Annotated in this window: 35 protein-coding genes; all 35 read right to left on the reverse strand. The window is 39.8% G+C overall.

Annotation, left to right across the window (positions count from 1 at the left end; translation table 11 throughout):
• Nucleotides 1–54 precede the first annotated feature (54 nt).
• The 35 genes from M3636_RS10520 to M3636_RS10690 all read right to left on the reverse strand — a co-directional run bounded on the left by M3636_RS10520 (nt 55) and on the right by M3636_RS10690 (nt 23,036).
• Nucleotides 55–657 carry a nitroreductase family protein gene (locus M3636_RS10520; protein WP_128101566.1) on the reverse strand — a complete coding sequence of 201 codons (603 nt, stop codon included), beginning with the start codon at nt 655–657 and terminating at the stop codon, nt 55–57.
• A gap of 168 nt (nt 658–825) precedes the next feature.
• Nucleotides 826–1,065, reverse strand: coding sequence for a hypothetical protein (locus tag M3636_RS10525; RefSeq protein ID WP_128101565.1), 240 nt, complete (start codon nt 1,063–1,065; stop codon nt 826–828).
• A gap of 163 nt (nt 1,066–1,228) precedes the next feature.
• Entirely contained in the window at nt 1,229–2,080 is an 852-nt protein-coding gene (locus M3636_RS10530) for an AraC family transcriptional regulator (RefSeq protein ID WP_128101564.1), read from the reverse strand.
• Nucleotides 2,081–2,225: 145 nt separating this feature from the next.
• Nucleotides 2,226–2,774, reverse strand: coding sequence for a glutathione peroxidase (locus tag M3636_RS10535; RefSeq protein ID WP_128101563.1), 549 nt, complete (start codon nt 2,772–2,774; stop codon nt 2,226–2,228).
• A 107-nt stretch (nt 2,775–2,881) separates the two neighbouring features.
• Nucleotides 2,882–3,334: an NUDIX hydrolase gene (locus tag M3636_RS10540; protein ID WP_251382424.1), complete on the reverse strand. Its 453-nt coding sequence runs from the start codon at nt 3,332–3,334 to the stop codon at nt 2,882–2,884.
• Nucleotides 3,324–3,797: a GNAT family N-acetyltransferase gene (locus M3636_RS10545; protein ID WP_128101561.1), complete on the reverse strand. Its 474-nt coding sequence runs from the start codon at nt 3,795–3,797 to the stop codon at nt 3,324–3,326. Before M3636_RS10545 ends, M3636_RS10540 begins: the two co-directional genes overlap by 11 nt.
• A 38-nt stretch (nt 3,798–3,835) precedes the next feature.
• Nucleotides 3,836–4,351: a GNAT family N-acetyltransferase gene (locus M3636_RS10550; protein ID WP_164848680.1), complete on the reverse strand. Its 516-nt coding sequence runs from the start codon at nt 4,349–4,351 to the stop codon at nt 3,836–3,838.
• Between the two features lie 2 nt (nt 4,352–4,353).
• On the reverse strand, nt 4,354–4,857 hold the full coding sequence (locus M3636_RS10555; RefSeq protein ID WP_251382425.1) for a DUF6886 family protein: 504 nt from the start codon (nt 4,855–4,857) through the stop codon (nt 4,354–4,356).
• Nucleotides 4,854–5,414 carry a GNAT family N-acetyltransferase gene (locus M3636_RS10560; RefSeq protein WP_251382426.1) on the reverse strand — a complete coding sequence of 187 codons (561 nt, stop codon included), beginning with the start codon at nt 5,412–5,414 and terminating at the stop codon, nt 4,854–4,856. The genes M3636_RS10555 and M3636_RS10560 overlap by 4 nt, the downstream gene beginning before the upstream one ends.
• 12 nt (nt 5,415–5,426) lie before the next feature.
• Nucleotides 5,427–5,765 carry a hypothetical protein gene (locus M3636_RS10565; protein ID WP_251382427.1) on the reverse strand — a complete coding sequence of 113 codons (339 nt, stop codon included), beginning with the start codon at nt 5,763–5,765 and terminating at the stop codon, nt 5,427–5,429.
• A 10-nt stretch (nt 5,766–5,775) separates the two neighbouring features.
• Nucleotides 5,776–6,300: a P-loop NTPase family protein gene (locus M3636_RS10570; RefSeq protein ID WP_251382428.1), complete on the reverse strand. Its 525-nt coding sequence runs from the start codon at nt 6,298–6,300 to the stop codon at nt 5,776–5,778.
• Nucleotides 6,301–6,383: 83 nt separating this feature from the next.
• Entirely contained in the window at nt 6,384–6,956 is a 573-nt protein-coding gene (locus M3636_RS10575; RefSeq protein WP_251382429.1) for a hypothetical protein, read from the reverse strand.
• A 149-nt stretch (nt 6,957–7,105) separates the two neighbouring features.
• Nucleotides 7,106–8,248: a hypothetical protein gene (locus M3636_RS10580; protein ID WP_251382430.1), complete on the reverse strand. Its 1,143-nt coding sequence runs from the start codon at nt 8,246–8,248 to the stop codon at nt 7,106–7,108.
• Between the two features lies 1 nt (nt 8,249).
• Complete coding sequence (locus M3636_RS10585; RefSeq protein ID WP_251382431.1) at nt 8,250–8,765, reverse strand: GNAT family N-acetyltransferase; 516 nt, start codon at nt 8,763–8,765, stop codon at nt 8,250–8,252.
• A 24-nt stretch (nt 8,766–8,789) separates the two neighbouring features.
• Complete coding sequence (locus M3636_RS10590; RefSeq protein WP_251382432.1) at nt 8,790–9,272, reverse strand: hypothetical protein; 483 nt, start codon at nt 9,270–9,272, stop codon at nt 8,790–8,792.
• A 66-nt stretch (nt 9,273–9,338) separates the two neighbouring features.
• Nucleotides 9,339–9,692: a hypothetical protein gene (locus tag M3636_RS10595; protein WP_251382433.1), complete on the reverse strand. Its 354-nt coding sequence runs from the start codon at nt 9,690–9,692 to the stop codon at nt 9,339–9,341.
• Between the two features lie 29 nt (nt 9,693–9,721).
• The gene (locus tag M3636_RS10600; RefSeq protein WP_222124522.1) at nt 9,722–10,258 is read right to left on the reverse strand and encodes a hypothetical protein; all 537 of its coding nucleotides are present in this window, start codon (nt 10,256–10,258) and stop codon (nt 9,722–9,724) included.
• 90 nt (nt 10,259–10,348) lie between these two features.
• Nucleotides 10,349–11,326, reverse strand: coding sequence for a phosphotransferase (locus M3636_RS10605; RefSeq protein ID WP_251382434.1), 978 nt, complete (start codon nt 11,324–11,326; stop codon nt 10,349–10,351).
• 17 nt (nt 11,327–11,343) lie between these two features.
• Nucleotides 11,344–12,084 carry an ATP-grasp domain-containing protein gene (locus tag M3636_RS10610; protein WP_251382435.1) on the reverse strand — a complete coding sequence of 247 codons (741 nt, stop codon included), beginning with the start codon at nt 12,082–12,084 and terminating at the stop codon, nt 11,344–11,346.
• Nucleotides 12,085–12,115: 31 nt separating this feature from the next.
• On the reverse strand, nt 12,116–12,382 hold the full coding sequence (locus tag M3636_RS10615) for a hypothetical protein (protein ID WP_251382436.1): 267 nt from the start codon (nt 12,380–12,382) through the stop codon (nt 12,116–12,118).
• A gap of 66 nt (nt 12,383–12,448) precedes the next feature.
• Entirely contained in the window at nt 12,449–13,321 is an 873-nt protein-coding gene (locus M3636_RS10620) for a methyltransferase domain-containing protein (protein ID WP_251382437.1), read from the reverse strand.
• A 34-nt stretch (nt 13,322–13,355) separates the two neighbouring features.
• The gene (locus M3636_RS10625; protein ID WP_128101546.1) at nt 13,356–14,033 is read right to left on the reverse strand and encodes a hypothetical protein; all 678 of its coding nucleotides are present in this window, start codon (nt 14,031–14,033) and stop codon (nt 13,356–13,358) included.
• 52 nt (nt 14,034–14,085) lie between these two features.
• Nucleotides 14,086–14,511: a GNAT family N-acetyltransferase gene (locus M3636_RS10630; RefSeq protein ID WP_128101545.1), complete on the reverse strand. Its 426-nt coding sequence runs from the start codon at nt 14,509–14,511 to the stop codon at nt 14,086–14,088.
• Nucleotides 14,512–14,572: 61 nt separating this feature from the next.
• The gene (locus M3636_RS10635) at nt 14,573–15,118 is read right to left on the reverse strand and encodes a hypothetical protein (protein ID WP_128101544.1); all 546 of its coding nucleotides are present in this window, start codon (nt 15,116–15,118) and stop codon (nt 14,573–14,575) included.
• Nucleotides 15,119–15,157: 39 nt separating this feature from the next.
• A complete protein-coding gene (locus M3636_RS10640; RefSeq protein ID WP_128101543.1) occupies nt 15,158–15,535 on the reverse strand; it encodes a hypothetical protein in 378 nt (125 codons plus the stop codon).
• A gap of 29 nt (nt 15,536–15,564) precedes the next feature.
• Entirely contained in the window at nt 15,565–15,804 is a 240-nt protein-coding gene (locus M3636_RS10645; RefSeq protein ID WP_128101542.1) for a DUF3977 family protein, read from the reverse strand.
• A 20-nt stretch (nt 15,805–15,824) separates the two neighbouring features.
• Entirely contained in the window at nt 15,825–16,346 is a 522-nt protein-coding gene (locus tag M3636_RS10650; protein WP_251382438.1) for a DinB family protein, read from the reverse strand.
• Between the two features lie 22 nt (nt 16,347–16,368).
• Nucleotides 16,369–17,190 (reverse strand): DUF2785 domain-containing protein, encoded by an 822-nt coding sequence (locus M3636_RS10655; protein WP_251382439.1) that lies wholly within the window; start codon nt 17,188–17,190, stop codon nt 16,369–16,371.
• 35 nt (nt 17,191–17,225) lie between these two features.
• The gene (locus tag M3636_RS10660; protein WP_251382440.1) at nt 17,226–17,879 is read right to left on the reverse strand and encodes a P-loop NTPase family protein; all 654 of its coding nucleotides are present in this window, start codon (nt 17,877–17,879) and stop codon (nt 17,226–17,228) included.
• Between the two features lie 64 nt (nt 17,880–17,943).
• Nucleotides 17,944–18,885, reverse strand: a complete 942-nt coding sequence (locus tag M3636_RS10665) for a GNAT family N-acetyltransferase (protein WP_251382441.1) — start codon at nt 18,883–18,885, stop codon at nt 17,944–17,946.
• A gap of 63 nt (nt 18,886–18,948) precedes the next feature.
• The gene (locus M3636_RS10670) at nt 18,949–19,509 is read right to left on the reverse strand and encodes a GNAT family N-acetyltransferase (protein WP_251382442.1); all 561 of its coding nucleotides are present in this window, start codon (nt 19,507–19,509) and stop codon (nt 18,949–18,951) included.
• A gap of 274 nt (nt 19,510–19,783) precedes the next feature.
• Nucleotides 19,784–20,575, reverse strand: a complete 792-nt coding sequence (locus M3636_RS10675; protein WP_251382443.1) for an aminoglycoside phosphotransferase family protein — start codon at nt 20,573–20,575, stop codon at nt 19,784–19,786.
• Between the two features lie 221 nt (nt 20,576–20,796).
• Nucleotides 20,797–21,336, reverse strand: a complete 540-nt coding sequence (locus tag M3636_RS10680; RefSeq protein ID WP_145410630.1) for a GNAT family N-acetyltransferase — start codon at nt 21,334–21,336, stop codon at nt 20,797–20,799.
• 155 nt (nt 21,337–21,491) lie between these two features.
• Nucleotides 21,492–22,463 (reverse strand): phosphotransferase enzyme family protein, encoded by a 972-nt coding sequence (locus tag M3636_RS10685; protein ID WP_251382444.1) that lies wholly within the window; start codon nt 22,461–22,463, stop codon nt 21,492–21,494.
• A gap of 111 nt (nt 22,464–22,574) precedes the next feature.
• Complete coding sequence (locus M3636_RS10690; RefSeq protein ID WP_251382445.1) at nt 22,575–23,036, reverse strand: GNAT family N-acetyltransferase; 462 nt, start codon at nt 23,034–23,036, stop codon at nt 22,575–22,577.
• Between the last annotated feature and the right edge of the window lie 5 nt (nt 23,037–23,041).

Consider the following 23,041-nt stretch of genomic DNA (forward strand, 5'->3'; position numbering starts at 1 on the left):
CCGTATGTGGTTAAATGTTGGAAATTTGTATATGAAGCAGTTAAGCAATGTAGCTTATTTGTGTACTTTTACACGCTCTTCAATCGGTTGGAATTCTTTCTCACCTGGTGTAGCTGTTGGTTTACCAAATGGCATCTGAGCGATCAATCTCCAGTTCTCTGGAATGTTCCACTCTTGTTTAACTTTCTCATCGATCAGTGGATTGTAGTGTTGCAGGGAAGCGCCCAACCCTTCTTGTTCCAGTGCTGTCCAGATTACCAGTTGCAACATACCATTGGATTGGTTAGCCCAGATTGGGAAATTATCCGCATAAGCTGCAAAGTTCTGTTGGAGTTGTGCAATTACGTTGTTGTCTTCGAAGAACAGAACCGTACCATAACCGCTACGGAATCCTGCCATTTTCTCAGCTGTAGATTTGAATGCTTCTTCGTTACCTACAACCTCACGCAAAATTTCTTCTGTGTGATTCCACAATTTATCATGTTGCTCGCCCAGCAATACGACTGCGCGGGATGTTTGTGAATTGAATGAAGTTGGCGTGTATTTCACCGCTTCTTCTACGATCTCTTGGATTTTGGCATCCGAGATAGTGGATTCTTTACTGATTCCATAATAAGATCTTCTGTTTTTCAACGCGTCAAAGAAAGTTGTAGACATTACATATTCGCCTCCTAAATTTTTCATTCATCTTACTAACATTAGTAACTATAATATAGTAACAAACATTAGTCAATAAACTAATTTATTTTCACTAAATATACAAACTTTGTGATCCCTTTTTACAATGAAGTGCATACTTTCAGAGCTCAGACATTCATCGAATATTTACGATTTCCGATAATCAGCGCGGTACTTCTCTTCTGTGGACGAATTACTCTTTGTCTCGTCTTTGCGTTTCTCTTCTTGTTTCTCCATATTCAAATCCTCCATCGGAATCGGATCTACCGTCTGTTCCTCTTCATATTTATCGAACAAACTTTCCTTCTCCGTGGGGTACTGCTCGGGGTGATCGTGATTATATTTCTGTTTCGATGATGTAGTATCGCCTAATTTGTTATTTTCCATTCTTAACGCCTCCTTCGAATTAAGATGCTGATCTTCTCTTTACCCTTTCTTTACCTTTTCTGCTTGTCTTCTAAACAAAAGGAATGGCGTATTTGCTGCTCAATTTCGATCATCATATACAACAAAAAGGCCGACCAGCATACGCTGACCGACCTTAACTATGTCACTGGTGTAAACGAGTCCGGTACAGATCTGGACCGCAACCGACACTTTGTTTGAAAATGCGACTAAAATGAGACAAACGCTTGAATCCTGACAGACGTGCAGCTTCGGTTACACTAATACCAGGTTGAAACTGAAATAACACCTTGGCCTGATTGATTCGCCGGTCGTATAGATATTTAAAGATCGTACTGCCTGTCGTTTCTTTGAACAAACCCGCCATATAAGGCTTCGATAGATGAAGCTCATTCGCCAGATCATCCAGACTAATATCATGCATATAATGCATGTCTACATATCGAATGATGTGTTGAACATGTCGTTCTTTATCCGAAGAAGGGCGATGCTCTTCTAGGTTGCCCTGACAGATACCAGCAATAACATACAAAAGTTCACACAATCGAACGTTCAACCGTTCCTGTACAAAGGAGCCTGTGTGCAATGAAAGCTGATGAAGCTGCAATAACAATTGTTCAAACTCTGCTCGCACTTCTCCTTTTAGATTAATTCGGCAATTCCCTAATTCTTCAAAAGGCTGGAGCACTTCATCCATTCGATCCGGATGTAAATGGCTGCGAACTGCTGAAGGATCAAAGTGAAGTGTCGTTCGCTCATAACGTTTGCCTACAATGGGATGGGGTCTGTGGAGTGTCATGCCATGCATCAGCACTAAGTCTCCCGGTGCTAGCACATAGACACGGTCTCCAATGATATACGTACACTCCCCATCATGAAAATAATAAATCTCATACTGAGCATGAGCATGAAATCCATCCGACTTCCCCACGTTAAATAAACTGGTAGAGCGATAGCTATATTCAAGCGGGTTGGTAAAATGCATCATTCGTGGCATTAATAATACCTCCTGTTGGAGAGAGGTTTTTGTCCCATGAAGCAACAGAAGCCATGAACACATATCTGGTTACGTTACGTGTCATGGCCTCTATAGGAACATCATGTATTATAACTTATGATAACGCAATCTGCTCCTTGTCCAATTACAGAAGTTGCTCAATGCTTGCCTGAATATCAGCAATGGAATCAATCGGTTCAAAACGTTTAATTACACGTCCCTCGCCATCAATTAGGAATTTAGTGAAATTCCATTTGATTGCATCGCCATGTAACCATTCTGGCGCCTTATCCGCGACCATAAGCTTCAGTAACTTCGCTTGTACATCTGTCTCATCAAAACCTGCGAATGGACCCGATCTTTTCAGAAAGTCATACAATGGATGAGCTGCTTCACCATTCACGTCCAATTTCGAGAACATTGGGAACTTCACACCATAATTAATCTGACAGAAGGATTCTGCCTCTGCACTACTTCCCGGCTCTTGTTCTGCAAACTGATTGCAAGGAAAACCGATAATCTGTAAGCCCTGATCTTTGTACTGGTCAAAGAGCTTCTGCATATCATCAAACTGATGGGTATACTTACATTTGCTTGCCGTATTTACGATCAGCACAGGCTTACCCTCATATTGATAGAGCGGGAAACGTTCGCCACTCGTTTTGGTCACAGTAAAATCATAGATGGTTGGCATGTTTATGGTGCACCTCGCGATTGATAGTATATGTATGTTGGAATACAGTTTTCATTATATATGAAACCTATTCACTTGTGTTGGGAAAATATCGTATGGGCACACCATCAGCCATGGTCTAAGTTGCCTGATAACAGTAAATCTAACAATCCATCGGGGACAAGTTTTGCTTGTGCATGCGATGTAAGAGATGAGAGTTCAGGGATCGATTTCCATACCGCTCTGAACGGAGTGGCTCCTTCTATGCCTTGAATTTCGTTGGTATCATACAAGCTTCGATCGACCAGTTCAGCTTCATATATAAAATCAATTTCATGACCCACATTATCTAAGTATGAAAAAATATTTTCGATAACATATAGCAACTTTGGCTCTTTGATCTCCGCATCTATTTCTTCCTTTACTTCTCGGATAATTGTATCTTTGCTGTTCTCACCATACTCTACGGTTCCGCCAATGGGTCTATAGAAGGTTTGCTTAACAACTGGATCAACGATTTCCTGCACTAAAATGTTATCCCCTTTACGAATTAGACAGAGCGAAACAGTTCTAATGACCATGTTCATTCACCCCAAGTGAATAGCTCAATATGATGTCTCCATTATCTTCAAACTCACCTGTTTCATGAAATCCACACCGCTTATATAACCGATTAGCTACCGTATTGTGAGGCACATGCGATACTCTGATTTGTCTACAATCCGTTCTATCTTTCAATTGATTAATAATTTGCTTGATCGCACTTCTCCCATAACCCCGACCCTGATATTTCTCGTCAATCATCAACCGCAAGATCCAGTAATATCCGTCTGAATACACTTCGTTGTCAAATAGGACAAACCCAACCATAAGATCATCTGCATAGATTCCATGAGGTATTGAAGTAACCTCTTTCACCGCATGCACAAGGGAATCAGCGTTACTAGCAACGAGTGATAATTGATCTTCTCGCGGTCTGAGGGCTATACAAGCTAATTCATTTTCTCTCGTAATACGTTGTAATGTGATTTTGGGCGAGTCCATAACATTCACCGTTCCTTTTTTATTAGAATCGTGAGCTTCTAAGTACCTGCTGCTTCTTTCTTGGTCAACGTATAATAGAGTAGATTGTCAACAAGCTCATCATGTTTATGAAAATGCATCTTTTGCAGGAGTCTAATGGATTGAGCATTTGCTTGCTCCACCGTTGCCTCAATATAATCAACTTTCATGTGGTCAAACCCCATTTTGACGACCTCGGTCAGCGCTTCATGCATTAGACCTTGACCCCAATAGGATGCAGTCAAATCGAAGCCAATTTCCGCTTTGGAAGGCTGCCCCTGATCCCAACAATGGAACCCACATGTGCCTACAAGCTCATGATTAAGCTTAAGAAACAGACCATATCTACAACCTGAATCTGCGATATGAAATTGGATGATCTCTTCTGCTTCAGTAAGGCTCACACAAGGCTCGATATCCATGAATTGAGTAACCCTTGCATCCGAGAAATGTTGGAACACCGCTTGAGCGTCCGATATTGTCAGCTCTCTAAGAACTAATCGATCCGTTTCAATCATTGGAAAAGTGACGATCATAATCACTCCTTTGCATTTCTCATTCGAATCATCGAAAATTGTACATTCGACTCCAGCACTTTTTGTTTCAATAGCATCAGTGAAGGCATGACCCTGAACTCAATGTCCTCTTTTAAAATTGCACCGATTAAATCATCCATGCGTTCCACGGCGATTGGTCGAACAGTACATTTCGAAGTATAATAACCTGCATCTTCGTTTTCTAGCTCAAATCGCTCAGGCTCAAATGTATATCTATAGATGTGTCCTTCGCGCACCCGGTCATACCAATCCGATTCAATCGCAATCATACGTTTGGAAGAAGTTATGCCAAATTCCCGAGCTAAATTGAACTCTTCCGCATCTTCCTTAGACCATACACAAACCCTGGGGCACTCTCTTGGAAAAAAATAATGTGCAGCATGATACGCATCAATCGTCCACACTTTGGCATCCGTCTGATTATAAATCGTTCTTGGTTCAAATATTGTAATATCAGATTCTTCACTAAAATGATAAAGCTTCATACAGATCTCCTTTTGGTCAGATACTCGTCTTGAAGTAGACCATAATATGCGAGATCCTCATACGTATCTCCCTTTATGACATGTTGCCTTAAGCATCCTTCAAACTTCATACCCAATTTCTCCATCACTTTGCCTGAAGCTGGATTCTTACCTAGATAACGAGCGTACACACGATTTAACTTTAATTCGTCAAACGCATACGCCATCATACCTCTGGCTGCCTCTGTACAATAGCCATTATTCATAAATGGTACACCAATCCAGTACGCCAGTTCACCGTGATTAAACTTAGTATGAAGTGCTATAGTCATCGCACCGATTAGATATGATTCCTCTGTGTGCACAATGGCTAGCGTAACTGATTTTCCTTCAATGAATTGATCCTGATGTGTGCGAATCCATTCCTCAGCCATACTATCCTTATACGGATGAGGGATATAGAGTGTCATTTCTGCGATGTAAGGGTCTCCTGCTAGCTGTTGAACAGAATCTGCATCATGCAGTTGGAACGGACGTAATTGGAGCCGCTCAAGAGTTATCGTGGGTAAGTTACGCATCACCGGAACCTCCTAATCTATCATTTTTGCTTCATCATTATATTGTTTATACAACAACTTATAATGCTTGAAGCTGGCAAAGGTGCTGCTTAAATGATCAACCTGATTCCAAAAATTCTCTTCATTAAAATGGGCTAAATCATCAATCAATGCATCGGCTAAGTTGTGATAAGCATTGCTGATATGGAAAATTTCCTGAGCATGTTGAACTACATTTGTTGTTATAGATTGCTGTATTCCCTCTTCTGGTTGTGGTTGTTCGTCCCATACAATTGCTCCGGAAAGCTGCCTGATGTCCAGCAATGCTTGAAATAAAATGCTCTTATATGCCTTAACTTTTAGATCATCCATACATAACCCCTTAACTGTCTTCTACGACTCCTTTTTCACTTCGAAACAGCTTATCATCTAATGCCTCACTATTCGTCACCCTCGTAACTTTATGACTGTAGAGATTCAACTTCGCTTCAAAAACTGGTCTATTATGTTCAAAGTCACTTGTCCATGTATACATCATTTTTAGCATGCCTATATCCGGTTTATAATCGCAATGCTCCAGACCCAGGTTTTGTTTGATATACCGAGTCAAGATTCGAACTTTCCGCTTCCATAGGGGAGGATCGAGAAATATAATGGTGTCTGCCATATCCAATAAACAGCTATATGACTCCCGGTGTACTCCTTCAAAAATCCAATCTCCGCTACGATCGATATCGTAAATAACTTCAACTTGTTCCTCTGGTGTACGCTTGTTTCTTCCATCTAACGTGTGATGATGAACAATGTTGTCTAATTCATACCAGGGAATACCGAGTTGATTGGATAAACGTTTCGCCAGAGTTGTTTTACCACTAGCAACGATGCCAATAATGAAGATTTTGCTCATATCCCGATCACCCAACTTTCAGTCCAGTCCATTCTCTACCCATATGCAGTAAACATATTTTGGATCTATAAAATCATCACTCTTCATAAATATCCGTTCATTCCACCAAATATCCGACCTAACACATTTAAATAAATAAGAATACAGGATAGGATGATAGCCAAAGTTAGAATTAAAACACCTTTCTTTCTACTCTTTGGAACGAGTAATAGTAATACAGCGACCATGATCAGATAGATTCCCATTAGAAATGGAATTAAGTAGTAGTGTGTGTGAATAGGGAGATATGCGTACCGCAATTGATATCCCTCAGACAATATAACGGTGATCGGGAGAGAAGCAATAATGGTTGAAAATAAACCCTGACCACGTGCATACCACATCAGATAGGCACATAGCGGAGCGATCAACATGCAAATTCCCCAGAATAGCATTTCCCTTGCTGGAAAGAAGTGTAGGATCCATATGGTATAAACATAATACACCGTAAGCATAGAGCCGAAGAATGCAAATGCTTTAACTGCTGCGACCTGAGGAGAATAGCTGAACACCGATAACAGCGTTGCTACAAATATCCATATGCCAAGACGGCCACCTATACCATCAAATATCGGATTGAATCCTTGCGCATCAACAAGCTTGGCTGCTAAACCCATAACGACACCCAATAGGATTGTGTAAAGAATAGAAACTATTTTTTGCCTAATTGTAGCTGGTTTCACTGCTCTAATTGGATTCAACAGACTGTAAATGAATATTTCACCGCCTTCTTCTAACTCATTATCTGATCTGATTTTCGCCACTGTTAGTCATGGAAATGCTCGATTACATTAGACAGTGCGTTGTAGATCCCATTGAAGGTTTCAACCTCCAGATCATAATGGCCTGTGAATGTAACATCCGTCTCTTCACCTTCATAAACAATGATTCGATGAGTATATCCCTCTTCATATAAACTTTGGAAAGTCATCTTGGCTGAAACGGCGATACTTAGATTTACAAACCATTGGCGAATGGAAAGGGATTGTTCAAACAATTGATCCACTTGCCATTTCTTTGGTGTAAAATGTACAACGATGTTCTCTTCATCCTCAGGTACGAGTTCTTGAGTACATTCAATTGCACTTAACTGCACTTGATGATTGGCATCGATGTATTTATAGACGAGTTCTTTGCGGAAACGGGGGATGACTCCTTGCGATAAACCATATTCCCTTTCCCCATGACCATCTTCCAGATATTTGAGTATGGTAGAGTCTACATCTACCTTCAACCCAAGCTGATTCTGTTCTTGATCCCAATGCCCATGCTGCTCAATATATTGGTACAATTGGTCAAGACTATTTTTGCTCATGACGACTGAATAGTTCTTTTCAAACTTGTAGTTGTTCTCTACATAAGAGCGGAGCATACCCGGGAGAAGAACACTAAACTCATTCATAATGCTGAGGTAGTTCTCTTTTATCATGTAAAAGAAGCCTTCACCCTTAAACTCCAACCATGTTTCACTGCCATTCAGATAGAGGATTCTATGTCCCTCAGATTCCATATCTAAGTAAACAATTCGAGCATCGAGATGGTGACTCAAGGCGATAAACCATTTCTGTACCACTCTCGAATCTTCAAATAATAGACTCATATCCGATGTTGCTGCGGTGAAACTAACCAGGAGCTCATTGCAGTTCGTATCCATCTTCTCAACAGAATAATAGATACAACCAATTGTGGCTTGGTGATCTGCATTAAAATAATGCTTAACCTCATCTTGATCTTCCTTAGGCTTCCAACTGAACCCACCTTCTACATATTTCAGAACAGAAGAATCTACATCAACATATATGGAGAAGCAATCTGCCCCATTAATAACTCCATGTTCACTGACATACTTCAGCAACTCTTCTTGCTTATTTTCTCGAATAACCAGCACATAACGATAGTCGAGTCCCATTCTAATCGTCGCCTTTCCCTAGTTCTGCAGATGCGTTGAACACCATCCCCATACCCTCCCAATACTCTGTTCTCACATCCTCAACACGATAGTCACCATTCGTATACTCATGAATGACTCGTTTCCAGAAGAGTTGTGCAGCGTCATTATTTCCATGTTGAAGAACTTCCCAATTCCCCTTATGTGTATCAAAAACCAATCTAGCAACCTGTTGGCCTACTCCATTCCGACGGTACTTGCGCATAATAAAAAATTCAGCAATGGATCTAGCATGATCCTGAACCAGATAGCAAAAATCATTGACCAGTACAAAGCCTGCATATTGTCCATCAACTTTTACAAAATACGCTTGTCGCTTCTCTTCCGTCCAATAATGATCCAGATAGCTATACCCATAGAAGCCTTGTGCGTTCACATCAGCTCCATTAAATTCACTGAAATCGTATTCATATAATTCGATAAGTTGCCTCAGTATGGACTTCTCATCCTCTGAAACTTTGACGATCTGGGTATTCATTGCTTACCTTCTTTCTACTAAACATTATTTATATTTATCCTGCCATTGTTCTAACCAGGCACTATAAGATATTCCCGTGTGCTGCTCAAGCGTTTGACCATCTATGGTATATACCCATCCATCGTCCATCTCACTGTGCGTAGGGGAGCTGTACCCACCAATGATCCCCGTGGCTGAACTCATAATATAAACATTGGTTTGTTGGTTATCGTTCTTACTATTATCATCTAGCGGATGACCCGACACCGTGAACTTACTTGTGCTAATTTTCTCACCAACATACATTAAGGGATCAACATCCTGAACGCTCCAATACTGAACATAAGGCATCTCCATGAGTTGTTTCTTATCTAGTATATATTCATGAACAATGCCCTCATTTTGAACAATCGCATACCCTTGATCAAGTACATATTGTTCAACCATGAGATCGTTTCCAATTGTTTTCGAGGTATCGCAACCCAACAGTAATAAAAATAGAAGGAGAATACACATCCCTTGGTTCATGGAATCTTCCCCCTTTACCATACGTAATGAGTAATTCAATCCATAAACATGAGGATCTTAATCATTTCAATTATCCAGCTGTTTTAAATTTTGCCAAACTACATTTACGATGAAGTGAGAGATTGCATCCTCACTGACATTCATATTGTCTATAAATTCGTAAAATCCTCTTTCCTCTTCAGCTACATCCTCATAACTTAAAGGAATGTGATTGAGTATTTTATATTCTCTGATTAGATTAGGTACTGTCATAGGATCGAACAACTCATAATGATTACGAATATACATTCCTAATGTGAAGTGTAACCCAATTGAGTCGGTCCGGTTAATCAACTCATTCTTCTGGATATCTGTTAATCCGGCATTGATGATGTGGCTGACCAATTCGTCTATGGAGTCTATAACTATTTTTTCTTCCATGACTCTACCTACTTTCTCATCAACGCACTTCATTGGAATTTATATTTTAGCAACTTATTCAACGCCTTACGTTCTGCCTGTGTAAGATAAGCAATTAAACAACACTGGTCTAAACTCATCACGACAATCCACTTATCTCTTTCTTCATTGGTAAGCTGGTTGAAGCGATGAAATATCTCAAGGTCAAGCCAATCATCCTCGAAGTTAAGTTGCCATTCAATCCATTGGTTATTGTACTCAAAAGAAACCATGGCTTCCTCTAAATCTGGACGTATTACATCTTTTACATTTCGAATATCCACTTTCGTCATCTTTTTTAATCTTTCGATAATCCACACATAATCCCCCTGATCCTCAATACACTCCGTATCTAAGTACCAGACATGTGCAGAAGCTTCATACCATTTTTCATTCTTATGTATTTCACCACCCAGACAAATAAGTAATAATTGAAATGGATCTTCTTCAAATTCAGTTCGAGAATGCGCCTCTAACAAGTCGCTTATATTGATTTCTGGATTCAAGCTAATACCTAACACAGATAATTTATCAATTTGATCTTCCAATGATATGGTTCGCTTTCTCCTAAACGAAAACATAATCGTTCCCTCTCGTTCTCCTAATATCCAGCTCATTCATCATTCAATGTTTACCGTTCATATCTCATTCAACATCTCTTCTAGAGCAAACCAGTTATCACTCACCCACATTAACTCATGGGCGAATCTCCGTAAGGTTCGATATTCTTCCGAGTTGATACTTAACCACGATGCTTCCTTCCACCACGTTAACTGGATCGACCGAATAAGTTTTGCCACAGTTAACGGACTGTTCTCACGATATCCCACTACAAATGCCTTTGCTGATTCTACATTGATGTTATTCTCTAATATCGCACCAGATAGAATAGCTCTCGAAATATCAAACTCCGGATAAATATAGTTCATTCGATCAAAATCCAAAATGGCAGAAACCTGATTGGAATGGAACAAAATATTATCTACAAATAGATCCCAATGAACCCAACCCTCTTCACACGATAGAAACGTATTCAGGTTAAATCCATCTATAATTTTTCGCTGCTTCTCCAATGCAGAAATGTACTTATGTGCGCCTACAGTATGGGCATCATTCCAGTTCTTCTCCCAAGATGCTAATGTGGATGCCTTAGACTCTGGTTGCCAATGCAAAGGATATCTGGGCGGAGCGTTCAAACGGAGCCATTGATGAAGCCTACCTATGATCTGACCTAAATGATACATTTGATCTACATTTAGCTCTCCTGGGTTTGCCATACAGCCATCACAATAATTTGTGACCATGAATCGTTCACAAGATGGGGTTCGTTGAATATAACGACCTTGGTCAGAGAAAATCTTAGGACATGGAATGCCTATTTGATGTAATTTATCTTGTAAACCTAACGCCGTTTCAACTGAATGCAACAATTGATCCGAATATCGTACTGCATTATATTGCTTCACAAAGCGTATTCCTGCATCCGTATGTAATTTCCATTTCAGATTGGCGTATCCAAAAAGATTAGGTTCTGCACGATACGTAGTCCAGCCATAAATCTCTTTAATCTGTACTACGATCTCATTTAAGATATCATCCGATGACTTTAGTTCCATGAACTACACCTACCAATCTACATATGTCTCAATTCGTCCGTAGTGCCTGTCAACTCTGACCATCGAGCCGAGAGAAACTTTGCATAGTTTAACGGGCTTATTCCATACGACCCTAGAGAATGCCCATCGTTTATCTCGACCAGTTTCATGTTACCATACTGATCTATACCAAAATCCATTCCATAAGCAGCAGGCGCATCCACAAAATCTATAACCGCACGTTGCACCACACTTACATCTATTGTGGAATCCCATGCACCCTTGTACTGCCTAATATCGAGAATTTGCCCATATCGGATAAAACAACGCCATTCTGTTTTGAAATCAACAATCTCCGAACACCAGATGGTCGTATCTTCGTTTTCTTCAACAAGTCCTATAAAATCTTTGTATTCTCTCACTACTTTTCCAGCAAACTTTTTCGTTGTATCTTTGGGTTTAATAAATACATTCCAATTCTGAGGATTGGCAAAAATGTCTTGGATGGTTGTGCTCCATATTTTTCGACCATAATACTGGGATAAAGACGGTGGATAATCTATTTCCCCTTGCTTTCTATGGATTCCCAATAACTCAAGACGTTTTCTAACATTACCAATTCCACCTACAACGATATGTTCTGGATTCTTCTCATCAACTTCTTGGATATCATTGAACTTAACAATCTCCCATCCCAATGAAGCAAAGCCTTCATAAGCAATAAATGCATTCACATTGTAGAACATGCCATCCTGATTCACCTGTATATATGCTCTCACCCTTGTCACGTCCTTCATGTTGTTCGTTTTCCTATTTCTTATGGAGCATTTTTCCAATATGTTCTCTCAAACTAGTAACAGACACATTGGTAAGAATGCCTATATGTTTTATATTCTGTATGCCTACTTCATAATTCATCAATTGGATTTGTTTTACGAGTATGCTGACTCCATCATCCTCTGAACTAATCAGATTATCTCCAACCTTCAGTATCGAACTGTTGTTCAAAATTCTACCCGCAATCACTCCACCTTTGCCTTGTACTTCAAAAACATCTTCAACTTCAATCTCAAACATCACCTGCTCCAATCTGCTATGATCTATTAAACAGAATCAAGTCCAAACATATGAATGGATACGTCATTACACCGTGCCAAACGAAATTTTCATATTTGGTGCATACATCAACCAAGAATCTAGATTGAAAACGGAGGAGAAGGCGAGTTCAGCCTTATATTGTCGCTTGGCTTCATCCGCACTTAATCCTCTAGCTATCAAGTTATCGACGTTCTGCTTTGCATCACCAGGGTTCTGACCTATGCCTTCTTCCTTCAGGGAATGATATAATTTATTTTTCTGCGCTACATCCATATTCTGATCTAGGAAGTTGACCTTATCACTGATTCGACATTCCACATATTTCAATCCCAATTGACTCATTAAGATAGGCAGCCGCATCCCGATATTGCCATCCTTGCCCGTACGTTTCAGATCCTCCTCGAACAGTTTCTGTAACTCTCCTAATCGAACGACATCGCTTTGTTGCATGTTTTCAACATAATAATTGGCCATGCCACCAATCCAATGAGGTTCAAAACAAATCACTTTCCCGTGAGGTAGCACACTTTCCTTCATTTTCTGAAGGATGTTCTTCGCATTATGCATATGAAGTAGAAATGCATGGCTCACTGCTAGGTCATATTTTCTTTCCATAACAGCTGTCTCTAGATCACACACGTAGAACTGAGTATCATATTGGAGTTTTGAATATATTTCCTGAGCCTCTTTAATCAACCCTTCCCCTTTATCAATCCCCGTGTAGGTTGAGCCCTCAGGCAACAAAGGAAGCAGTTTAAGACCAAGATATCCGAATCCACAACCATAATCGATCATATTCACCGGCTTTGTGAGTTTCCAGACAGACTGCACTAGAAATTGTAAATAATCATCGTTATAATACAGCCCCCGTGTATTTCTGAGGTACTCTATTTGCTTGTCCCAATAATATTCAGTCAACACGCCTCAACTCCCTTTGTTATACTCGAACCAATTAACTACTCGTTATCGCGATCAATTGTTTATTCATCTTTAGGATGGATTGATAATGCTCCTGAACTTCTTGGGAGTTGAAGTATGCTGCGCTTTGAATTAAATAATCTGCTAATGCCTCTTGATCACTGCCCGTTTGGTTCTCATAGCTACGACTTCGGATTGATTCGAGTTGCCCCGTAATTTCTTCAATAATCCGTACTCCACGATATAATTCATTGCTTAACCCTTCTAGATCGATATACCGCCCACCAGTGTCCGATACAATCCATTCTTGCTGCATACCTAAACACTCAAAAAACAATGAAAAATCGACATACATACTAAATATACTATTCTCCCTTAGACTACTAACATCAGTATAATTCGCGTAAGAACTGATTGGCCCGTACAATAGTGTTATTTCACGGTGCATCACACTTAAGTGTTGCAAATCCCTGGACACGATATTGCTAGATCCGCCCCGATCACCAATGTATAACCTGTTGTTAGATATTGCGTAGGCTAACTTTTCGTGAAGCGCTCCCACCCTATATTGTGAGTTAAAATAACTCAAGGCAATTTCGACAGCCGTTTCATAATTCTCATGTTCTTTAGCTCTGTCATACTGGAACACGTTCAATGTGCCTGATAATATGAATAGAAGTACAACGATGATGAAGAGCTTACCTTTTCTCATATTTTCCACCTCTATACTAGAACGCTTTAACAACTGCACTTGTCACCTTTTTTTAGGAATTCAGTTCTTTTTTCATATAATAGTGTGTGTATCCTCCTGCATTTTCGATCTTGCCATACACCTCAAAGCCTTCTTTTTTATAAAAATCCAAGGCCTGAAAGCTTAGTGTATCTACTTTGATGAAATCACATTTTTTCTCCAAAGCGATCTTCTCTACTTCTTGAATCAGTTTCCTACCATACCCTTGCCCTCTTAGGCTAAGTTCAACAAATAAATAATGAATCTCAAGCCAGTTCCAGCACGTTTCACCCAAAATTCCTCCACGAACTTGATTTTCATCATCTTGTAGATATAGTTGTATCTCTTGATATCTGCCTTTGATCTCATCTGGAAAGTGCTCCATATTATAATAGAAGACATTGTCTCTTACAAAATTTTTCATATCATCATTATTCACATTTGTTATATGTAACGTCATCGTTGTTACCCCTTTTCTCCCCAGTTTAATTGGCTGTTCGACATTCTTACTTTGCCACTGTTTAGTCTATAGTGATCTCATTTTCTATCGTGAGATGAATATCCTCAGAGTGGAGCTTCCCCTCATTATCATTCCAAGTGACCCTAAGCGATGTACTCGCATAATGTTGTCGATCCTTCTTCGTCTCATCATACGAATAATCACTAGTTACATAGCCTATATTCTTAAGATTATCATTGTTGAGTATTGTAATAGGACCATCGTGAGAGGTGGCTACATGCGAAATAACCTTACCATAATTACCGTCAGGATCTTTCTCTTGAATATCTAATTTATAATAGTTACTATCTGCGATACTTCTTGGATCACCTTTAAACGTTATGCTTGCATGGCCGCGTTGAATCTGATTCGGTGTGACAATAATTTTGTAGTTTGAAACGTCCCACATATTTCCTGTGCCATTCAGTTCATACACGCGTACAGCTGTATTTGCCGTATTACTTGGACCATGGTTGGTTTGCTCATCTTCCTTATTGAAGTACAGCCAGCCCCATATGACATTAGACGCAATAATTACACTGAGTAATCCAACGAATGTTTTTCTCATTTTCCACTCCCCTTATTAGTTCATTTCTCCTTTCAATTACTACTTCTCTCCGGATAACTCTTCATTGGTAGCTTTGATGAATTGGTCTTCTTGTATTTCCACAGCTATATATTCGGTTGTCTCTACACCCTTGACCTTATATAATTTCGTGCCTACTGGATATTTGTTGGAGAAGCCCTCTCCATCTGACCCCTCTTTGTCAGAGTACTGTCTCACATGTCCGATATCATGATCGATCTCTTCTTTTGTTAGTGGTTCATTGGTAATGCTATACGTGTTATTGTTCCATACAACAAATGAATAAGCCCAGCTTGAACTAGAACCAGTTCCTTCATCGATTGCTCGGCAACCAGAAATAACGATGATGGCGAGAAAAAGTGCAATGCATATACGCAGTGAATACCTACTGGAATTCATTTATCTTTTTCCCCTTTCGAATTCGTAATCTATATGCCGTAAAAGCCAAGAATGAGCTTGAATTTCTTCTTATTTTTCTTCGCTAACTTCAGTCCCTCTCTCGTATCCATGATCCAAACACGCTTACCAAGCCACACTCGAATATATATTGATTTTAGTTGGAAAGGCGAATAGATTCCCTTAATTTCCGTTTCGGTTCCATCTTCCTGCTCCAACTCAGTTCGAATAAACCAAGTATTCCCGAAACCAATTTCAATGTATTTCTTCAACCTGCTTCTCCTTTACTTGTTCAGTTCTGCTGGTTATACCACTTTCTAAGCTGGTTAATATGAGCTTGATGATAACGGCTATGGTCAGCCATGTGCCACAGTCCCCAACGAATCGTAGCTTGTTTTTCATTTTCATGCCCGAATAGGACTATTCGATCAAGATCATCATCTGTTAATTGCTCACATGAATCTTTTAACATTTGTAGAACACCTTCATATTGTGAGATCAGTCGCTGCCAAGGAATTCCGTTCACCATAGGAAGTTTATTATGTTCGTCAATCATAGGTCCATATTCTTCTATAAATGTCTGCGGCAGTGGCTCACCCTTTATTCGATACACCCAATTCAGATCCACATAGAGAAGATGCCGAAGTAGCTGTGCAGTGCTATTAAACTCGCTGTTATACCCCTTATAATCGATCTCTTCTTGTGACATACCCTCGGTGATATATTGCAGTCGCTCGCTATTCTCCTTTACTGCGGAATATAACATCCCTACCATAGGCGACATGTTGTCTTCACCTTTTAGATCATGTAACATTCGGTCACCTCCGTCCTTTATTTTAGGTGTAGTATACGGGCTCGACTTGATATAACGTACGCTCAATGATCGGGCAAAGATTGCCATCGGTTTCATAAAATTTAATGCGGAAATATAAACTTTTCAGAAAGTTCTTAATATTATTTTTCTGCCTGAAGGCAGGAAGAAACTCTGGACTTTTTTCCAGTGTGCCAAAACGTTGAATCCACTCTTCTAGCTCTGTCCGACTAATCATTTTTCGATTTAAAATTTGAATGATGGGTCTGATCATGCGTTCGTCTTCACCATCGGAGTAAACCCGATCTGTTATGGTCATTTTTTCATAAATTAGATCAAGCATCGTGGACAGATCCTTTTTGTCCAGTTCGGGGCACTGAGCCAGATCGTCCAAAGCATCCGCTGCATGAGCTATGGCGTGAGCCCAGCCTTTGTCTTCATCGTAACCGCGATAATCTCGCTCTTGTTGTACGTTGTAGAACACATTCACCTTCATCTGATGAATCTGCTCACTTGAGAGAAACGGTGATTCGTTATGTCTCGCCAACAGAAGTGGTATAACGAGCATGGAGAACGATCGTGTGAACACAGAATCTGTGTTAGATTCACCAAGCTTATAGAGCAAATGGTTATCATCCATAACAACGGACAGAATGTGCTCTAGTTCGTTTACAGCTAGAATGTTGCCAGGGATCCAATGGGATAACGTTGTATAGATGAGATCATCGCGTAATTCGGCATCCACCGAACCGATATGGCAGATCATTTCCTGTACCAATAAGAATACGTCTGAAGGTGCTTGGTAATCATTTTCTTTGATCAGGAATAACTTTTCTTTTAAATTCATTGGTTATGCTCCTACTGAAAATGTATTGTCGACTGTTACTTAGAATCTGCTAACTTTAGAAAATCAAATATTTGGAGCTTATATTCATTCCACTTATACTCTTTATTTCGAAGGATCAGTTTTGGAATATCCCAATTTTGAACAATTGGAAAAATGAAACCTTGATTTTTCGTCCAAAACTTCCCTGCTTCAACAAAATCATCATCGGTATAGAGTCCACAGCGACCTTGCGTAAACTCAGGTCCACGAAGATCACATATCCATCTCAAATGTTTCTCTACATTGTCTTGATATACATAGATAAGTTCAGGGTTAAGAGCGCTAAGTATATTTTGAATACTGTAGGTCAGATCCATTATTCGATCTTCGCTCATCTGCATGTTATACGCGAAGCCAATTGTATTTTGAAAAGTGCTGCTCTCCACAATTGTAATCTGATGCCGATGAATTGGATTATTCACAAAGTCAGTAAACAGCTGCTCTACTTTTGCAATAAACCATTCTGCCTCTTCTACAATAGAAAATGAAGTGAATTGCCGGTCGTAAATGCGAAGTGGGTGGTGATCATCTAATTCATGGTAGAATACATTGGCGATATTGAGATTATTCAATTGTTCATGTATAGCAAGACCTGTTGTGGATTTACCCGAACCAGGCATCCCATCAATGAGAATCAATCTACTGTTCATTTCTTTCCTCCTCATGTTCAACGTTTCTATTGGTTACCCTTTCGTAGACAACAGCATTATGTACCTAAAATTCATTCGCAGGCATGTACATCGTCTGTACCTCCAACTCTCCTTGAACAAAGCCCAGATTGTAGTACAAAGACTCCGCATCATTACCCTCCATGACATAAAGCCTTAGGACTGGATAATGATCTTTAATGACCGTTAAGGCTCGTTGCAACATACGTGTAGCAATCCCTTTTCCTCGGTACGTTGGAATGACACTTACACTGTAAACAGCCGCTTGATTATCTTGCAAACAGAGCCGACAATTCGCAATAAGCTGACCCGTTTCTTGATCGTACACAAGGGTAGACGCTTGATTTAATATCTCGTTTGTATAATTTGGATCTTCATGCGGTACAAAATCTTCAAGCAAGAACTTCTTTCTCCTTACTGCCTCTAAGCTCCCTTCAAAGCTATTAAAATCACAATCTGCAATTTCGTCTTCTTTACTAAATTTCTTAGCCCCCTGCTGATTGCCAATAATCTGTGGACTTTCGATGCTAAAATTATGATCCCATACGATGTTGTACTCTTCTGTGGGACGTTGCATCCACCGACATCTGAATTCATCTGGCCAAAACCCAGCTCTAGCGTATATATCAACCTGATCAGAAAGAATCTCATACGTTTTAATTGGTTTAGTCCGATCAGACCAACTCATTAAGAGTTGTTTAAGAAGCTTCAATACTTCAAATGAATCCTGGAACGGGGGAATATAAAATAAATGATACATCACATTAGGTGCTATTCTTACTCCACCTACTTTTGACTCTCCTTTATAGATCCAGTACGCATTTCTTAGTGAAGCGTTGAAGCCCTCTTCTCTAAAGAAACCGATATATCGCATGTTGTAATAAACTGAGCAATACTTGCCCCATTCTTCAGGGTCAGCTAATTGAATAGCGTATTCACTTGATAAAGCGTAATCATGAATATCCGCAGACCATCCAGTATTTTTCATATGTCATCCCTCCTAGGCATCCAAACAAATGAATGAGTAATCTAAATCCTGTTCCACTCCCAATCACTTCACTTTGGCAAATATGCATGTATCTCTAAGTGTACTTCCATCCACACTTGTGTCATCATTACGCAATATACCTTCCAAAGTGAATCCTAATCTTTCTGGAATCGCTCTACTTTTGTCATTCAATGTGTCACAGCGTATGATTACTCTTCTCGCCTTTAATTCATTGAATGCAAATGCTGTAATCCCTTCTACCGCCTCAGTCATGTAACCTTTTCTACTGTGACGACTATCGATCCAGTAACCTATTTCGAATTTGGGGACGTCCCAATTTGGATGATGCAACCCGGATGATCCGATAAATTCATTAGTCTCTCTATGGAAAATAAGCAATCTCAGATCTTCCCGTTTCAAATAGTTTAACCGAGCTTCTCTCAAATTCGCCTCCACCACTTCTTCTCGTTGCTCCTTATGGGCAAAAGGAAGCCATTCTCTCAATTCCTGGATAGACGAAACGATAGATTCATAAACAACCTTCCCATCCCCAGGTAAAGGGCATCTAATCAATAGTCTCTCGGTAGTAAATTGGTCAGGGAACTCCATTAAGATTGGATTCATACGATCAGCTCCTTCATATTCTTAATAGTCTTCCATCGAATGAACTCGCTGAGTCAATCCAGACATCAACAACAACTCTACAGCCAATACAATAATCCAGATCCATGTCATTGTAGATTTTTTATTGTACATTGTTCTCACTCCTTACTTTTTTTACCGGAGTTATCTTTCACTTGTTTATATATTCATCATTCATGCTTCTCCTAATACAAACAACATTGTAGAGGAATTAGTCTGATATTAATTGTCCTGTACGGTTGATGAAATTGTTAATTTAACTCCAGTCATCAAAATGCTTTTCAAGAAATCGTAATTCTCCCTCATAATGAGCTAGATGACCTTCTTCAACGAGATTAACAAAAGCTGGATCTCCGGATGCTGCGCGAGAAGTCAGTGTATTACACATTGTGTGGATGCGCCGTATAACCCACTGTTTAAGGTCTGTTGGTATATCTATACCATAAGTATCAAAAAATAACTTAATCCTTCTTTTCCGCATAATGGCATGCTCTTCTGGGTCATAGGGAACCACAATGCAATCAGCCTCTCCTGGCGAGAACCCCGTAAGTGGAACAGATGTGTAGAGCGTGTAAACAATATCCCATATGCGCGGCCCTTTGCCCGCCATATCAAAATCAATGATTCCCACGGGAAGCTTGTCTTGAAACACCATATTGTAGGGTGCAGCGTCGTTATGGCAGACCACTTCATGTTGGCTTGGATCAGTATAATCATTCTGAGATTTCAGTGACGTCATATATCCGACCGTTGCATCATGATAGCTCCTCAGAAGCTTCGCTTGTTGTATTAAAACTTCATCTGTCCACATATACCTTTCGATCTCAGGATACTGGTTACCGGGAACTACTCCCTCAAGATAAGAAAAGCTCTCTCTTCCCTGTTCATCTACACCCAAATATCTAGGGACAGTAGACAAACCAACCTTTTCAAGATGTATCAGTAATTCGTTCACGTATGCATTTTGCGAGTTACGGCGAATGGTATCCCCGATTTTGATTACTTCGTTTACGTTTCCACCCGCAAGCACCTCTTCATGATCCCTCATAATCATCCCTCCTCGCCTGTCATATGGTGCTCATACATTCCAGTTTCATATCGGTTTTTATATTTATGTTATTATAAACCTAATTTTTCCTGTAGCACATATGTTAATAGAATTACCATCCTATTTGTTAAAAAGCAAATAACGCCGTCAACACTGACGACGCTCCTTGATACGATATGATACGCTCTATTCACTTAGTAAACGTTTATTAGACTTGGTTGTTACGTAGCAATCTCATGCTGGATCTTCTTACTATTTTCTATAAAATCTGCCCGTTCGACACGGTATAGATCATAGATCTGCTCTGTTCGATTAATCGTATGATAGATATCCGAATATATTTCATTCGCCAGCTTCACGTAAGGTAGTTTCTCTATTGCCTTTCTCGAACGAATATTTTGCTCACGAATCTTGATAAATACCGTCTCAATATGATGTTCAAGAAACAGTTCAACCAAAAAAGATTCTTTCGCTCTTTGGTTATATCCTTTTCCAAAATAGGGACTACCAATCCATGTGGCTAAGAAACCCGTTTTATTCACAATATGATATAGATCAATCGTACCAATCGGAGATCCCGTTTCATTCAGAATGGTTCTCGAAATAGATGTATTTTGTTCTTCTTCAGCAATCAACTGTTTCGTTACAAACAAGTATTCTTCATAGGTCTGACATGCATAACGAACGTAAGGAAACACCATAGGATCTGTCATCAAGCTATAAAGTGAATGGCATTCGTGTAAGTCACGTTTTTTCAACATTTTTTCTACCACCTAGTCCTTTTCATTCGCTATATTCAAGCAAACTAAGTATATCCAAGGTGGTGCAGAATTTAATGAAATCTGGATCATGCTTATGTAAAATTTATCATTAAAATGTTGTTCACTCTTCTTCTATAATAGAATCCTCACATCCATTATTGATATAAAATTCTTTCTCCTCGCAAAAATGGTTTGCAGCGTTCGGCACACAATCTCGGCATTCGCTCACGCATCCAATCATGCATGTTCTCGTTCCCAAACTGAAAAACATAGAATCCGATGATCGCCGCGAGCATAAAACCTTCCAACTGCAACAACTCCGTCTCTGAGCAACCCCTTCCACCATAATACGCCTCAAGAAAATCATCACGGCGATCTGACGGCAACATTAAAGCCCCCATTGCCACATCTGTTTGTGCGTATCCCTTACCATAGAACCCGAAGTCGATAAACCGTAAGTCGCCATTCGCCGTCCAAATCGCATTTCCTAAGCCTACATCGCCATGAATAAGATCGGATCCTTCATCCCCACCTTCATCCGATAAACGAGAGTTTACCAATCGTAACGTATCATCAATAATTACCGCATCAGCAAATGTAAAAAGACCTTGGGGAACACCTGAATAGATTACCTGTGCCATTCGTTCGTTGTAGGCTTTCCCCTGGCTCGGTCGTTCGTCCATACTGGCTGGATTGTACTGACTAAAAAAGGCATGCAACTCTGACATATGCGTGCCCAGTTTCTTGATAACATCCGCATCTTGCGTATCTTCCTTAGTCAAATCACGACCTTCCATCCAAGTAAGAAGCGATGCATTCAGTCTGTATCCATCTCCTTCAAGAGTCGTGACAAGTTGGCCGCTTTTGTTCCGCACTGGCGTTTGCACTTCATCTTGGTACCATTGACCCCATTGCTCCAACATATCCAGTTCTGCCAAAACACCTGCTTCAGTGTGCTGTAATCCCTTCATCTCCTGCACAAAGGGATCATGAATACGAAGTAGGTACTGTTTGCCAGCGCTGTGTTGAACCCGGTAAGTCCTATTTTCGTTATGTCTTAGAAACGTCAGTTCTGGCCGATCCACATCGTAAGCATTAAGCAGAAGCATTAGCTGTTCATTGGTCATCTCAATCAAGCTCCTTTTCGATTTTCCACTAAGGCATGTGCTTGCTTCTCTGATAACAACTCATCTTGCGTTAAGTTATTCATTACGCACTAACGCACTAAATGTCTTTATTCACTTGATCATGACAATGAACTCATAATCTCCTTTATTAAATCGATCCACAGTAATGAATCCGAATTTCTGGTAAAGGTGAATTGCTCTTTGGTTAAATGCTGCGACTGTTAAGCGGTAAGCACTATGATCAAATGTATCCACGATGAAACTCAATACACTTGAGAAAAATGAAGTTCCCTGCCCTTTTCCTGTTAATTCTGGATTCATGCCTATTCCAAGATCGATGTAATTTTCACCATAAACATATGTTTCATTCGGAACCTGAGCTGAACTCCCCATACACATAAACCCAATCAGTTCATCATGAATATCTAAAAGAACGTAATAGGGGCTATTTAGTAATTCATCCAATGCCTCTAATGAAAGTTCATTATCATAGAAATCATACGGTTGTTCATATTTCCAATGCAGTATCTCTTCAGCAAATCCTACGGTCATTTCATGTATTGAATAAGACAATAGAT

Source organism: Paenibacillus sp. MER 99-2, assembly GCF_023714095.1.
Lineage (GTDB): Bacteria > Bacillota > Bacilli > Paenibacillales > Paenibacillaceae > Paenibacillus.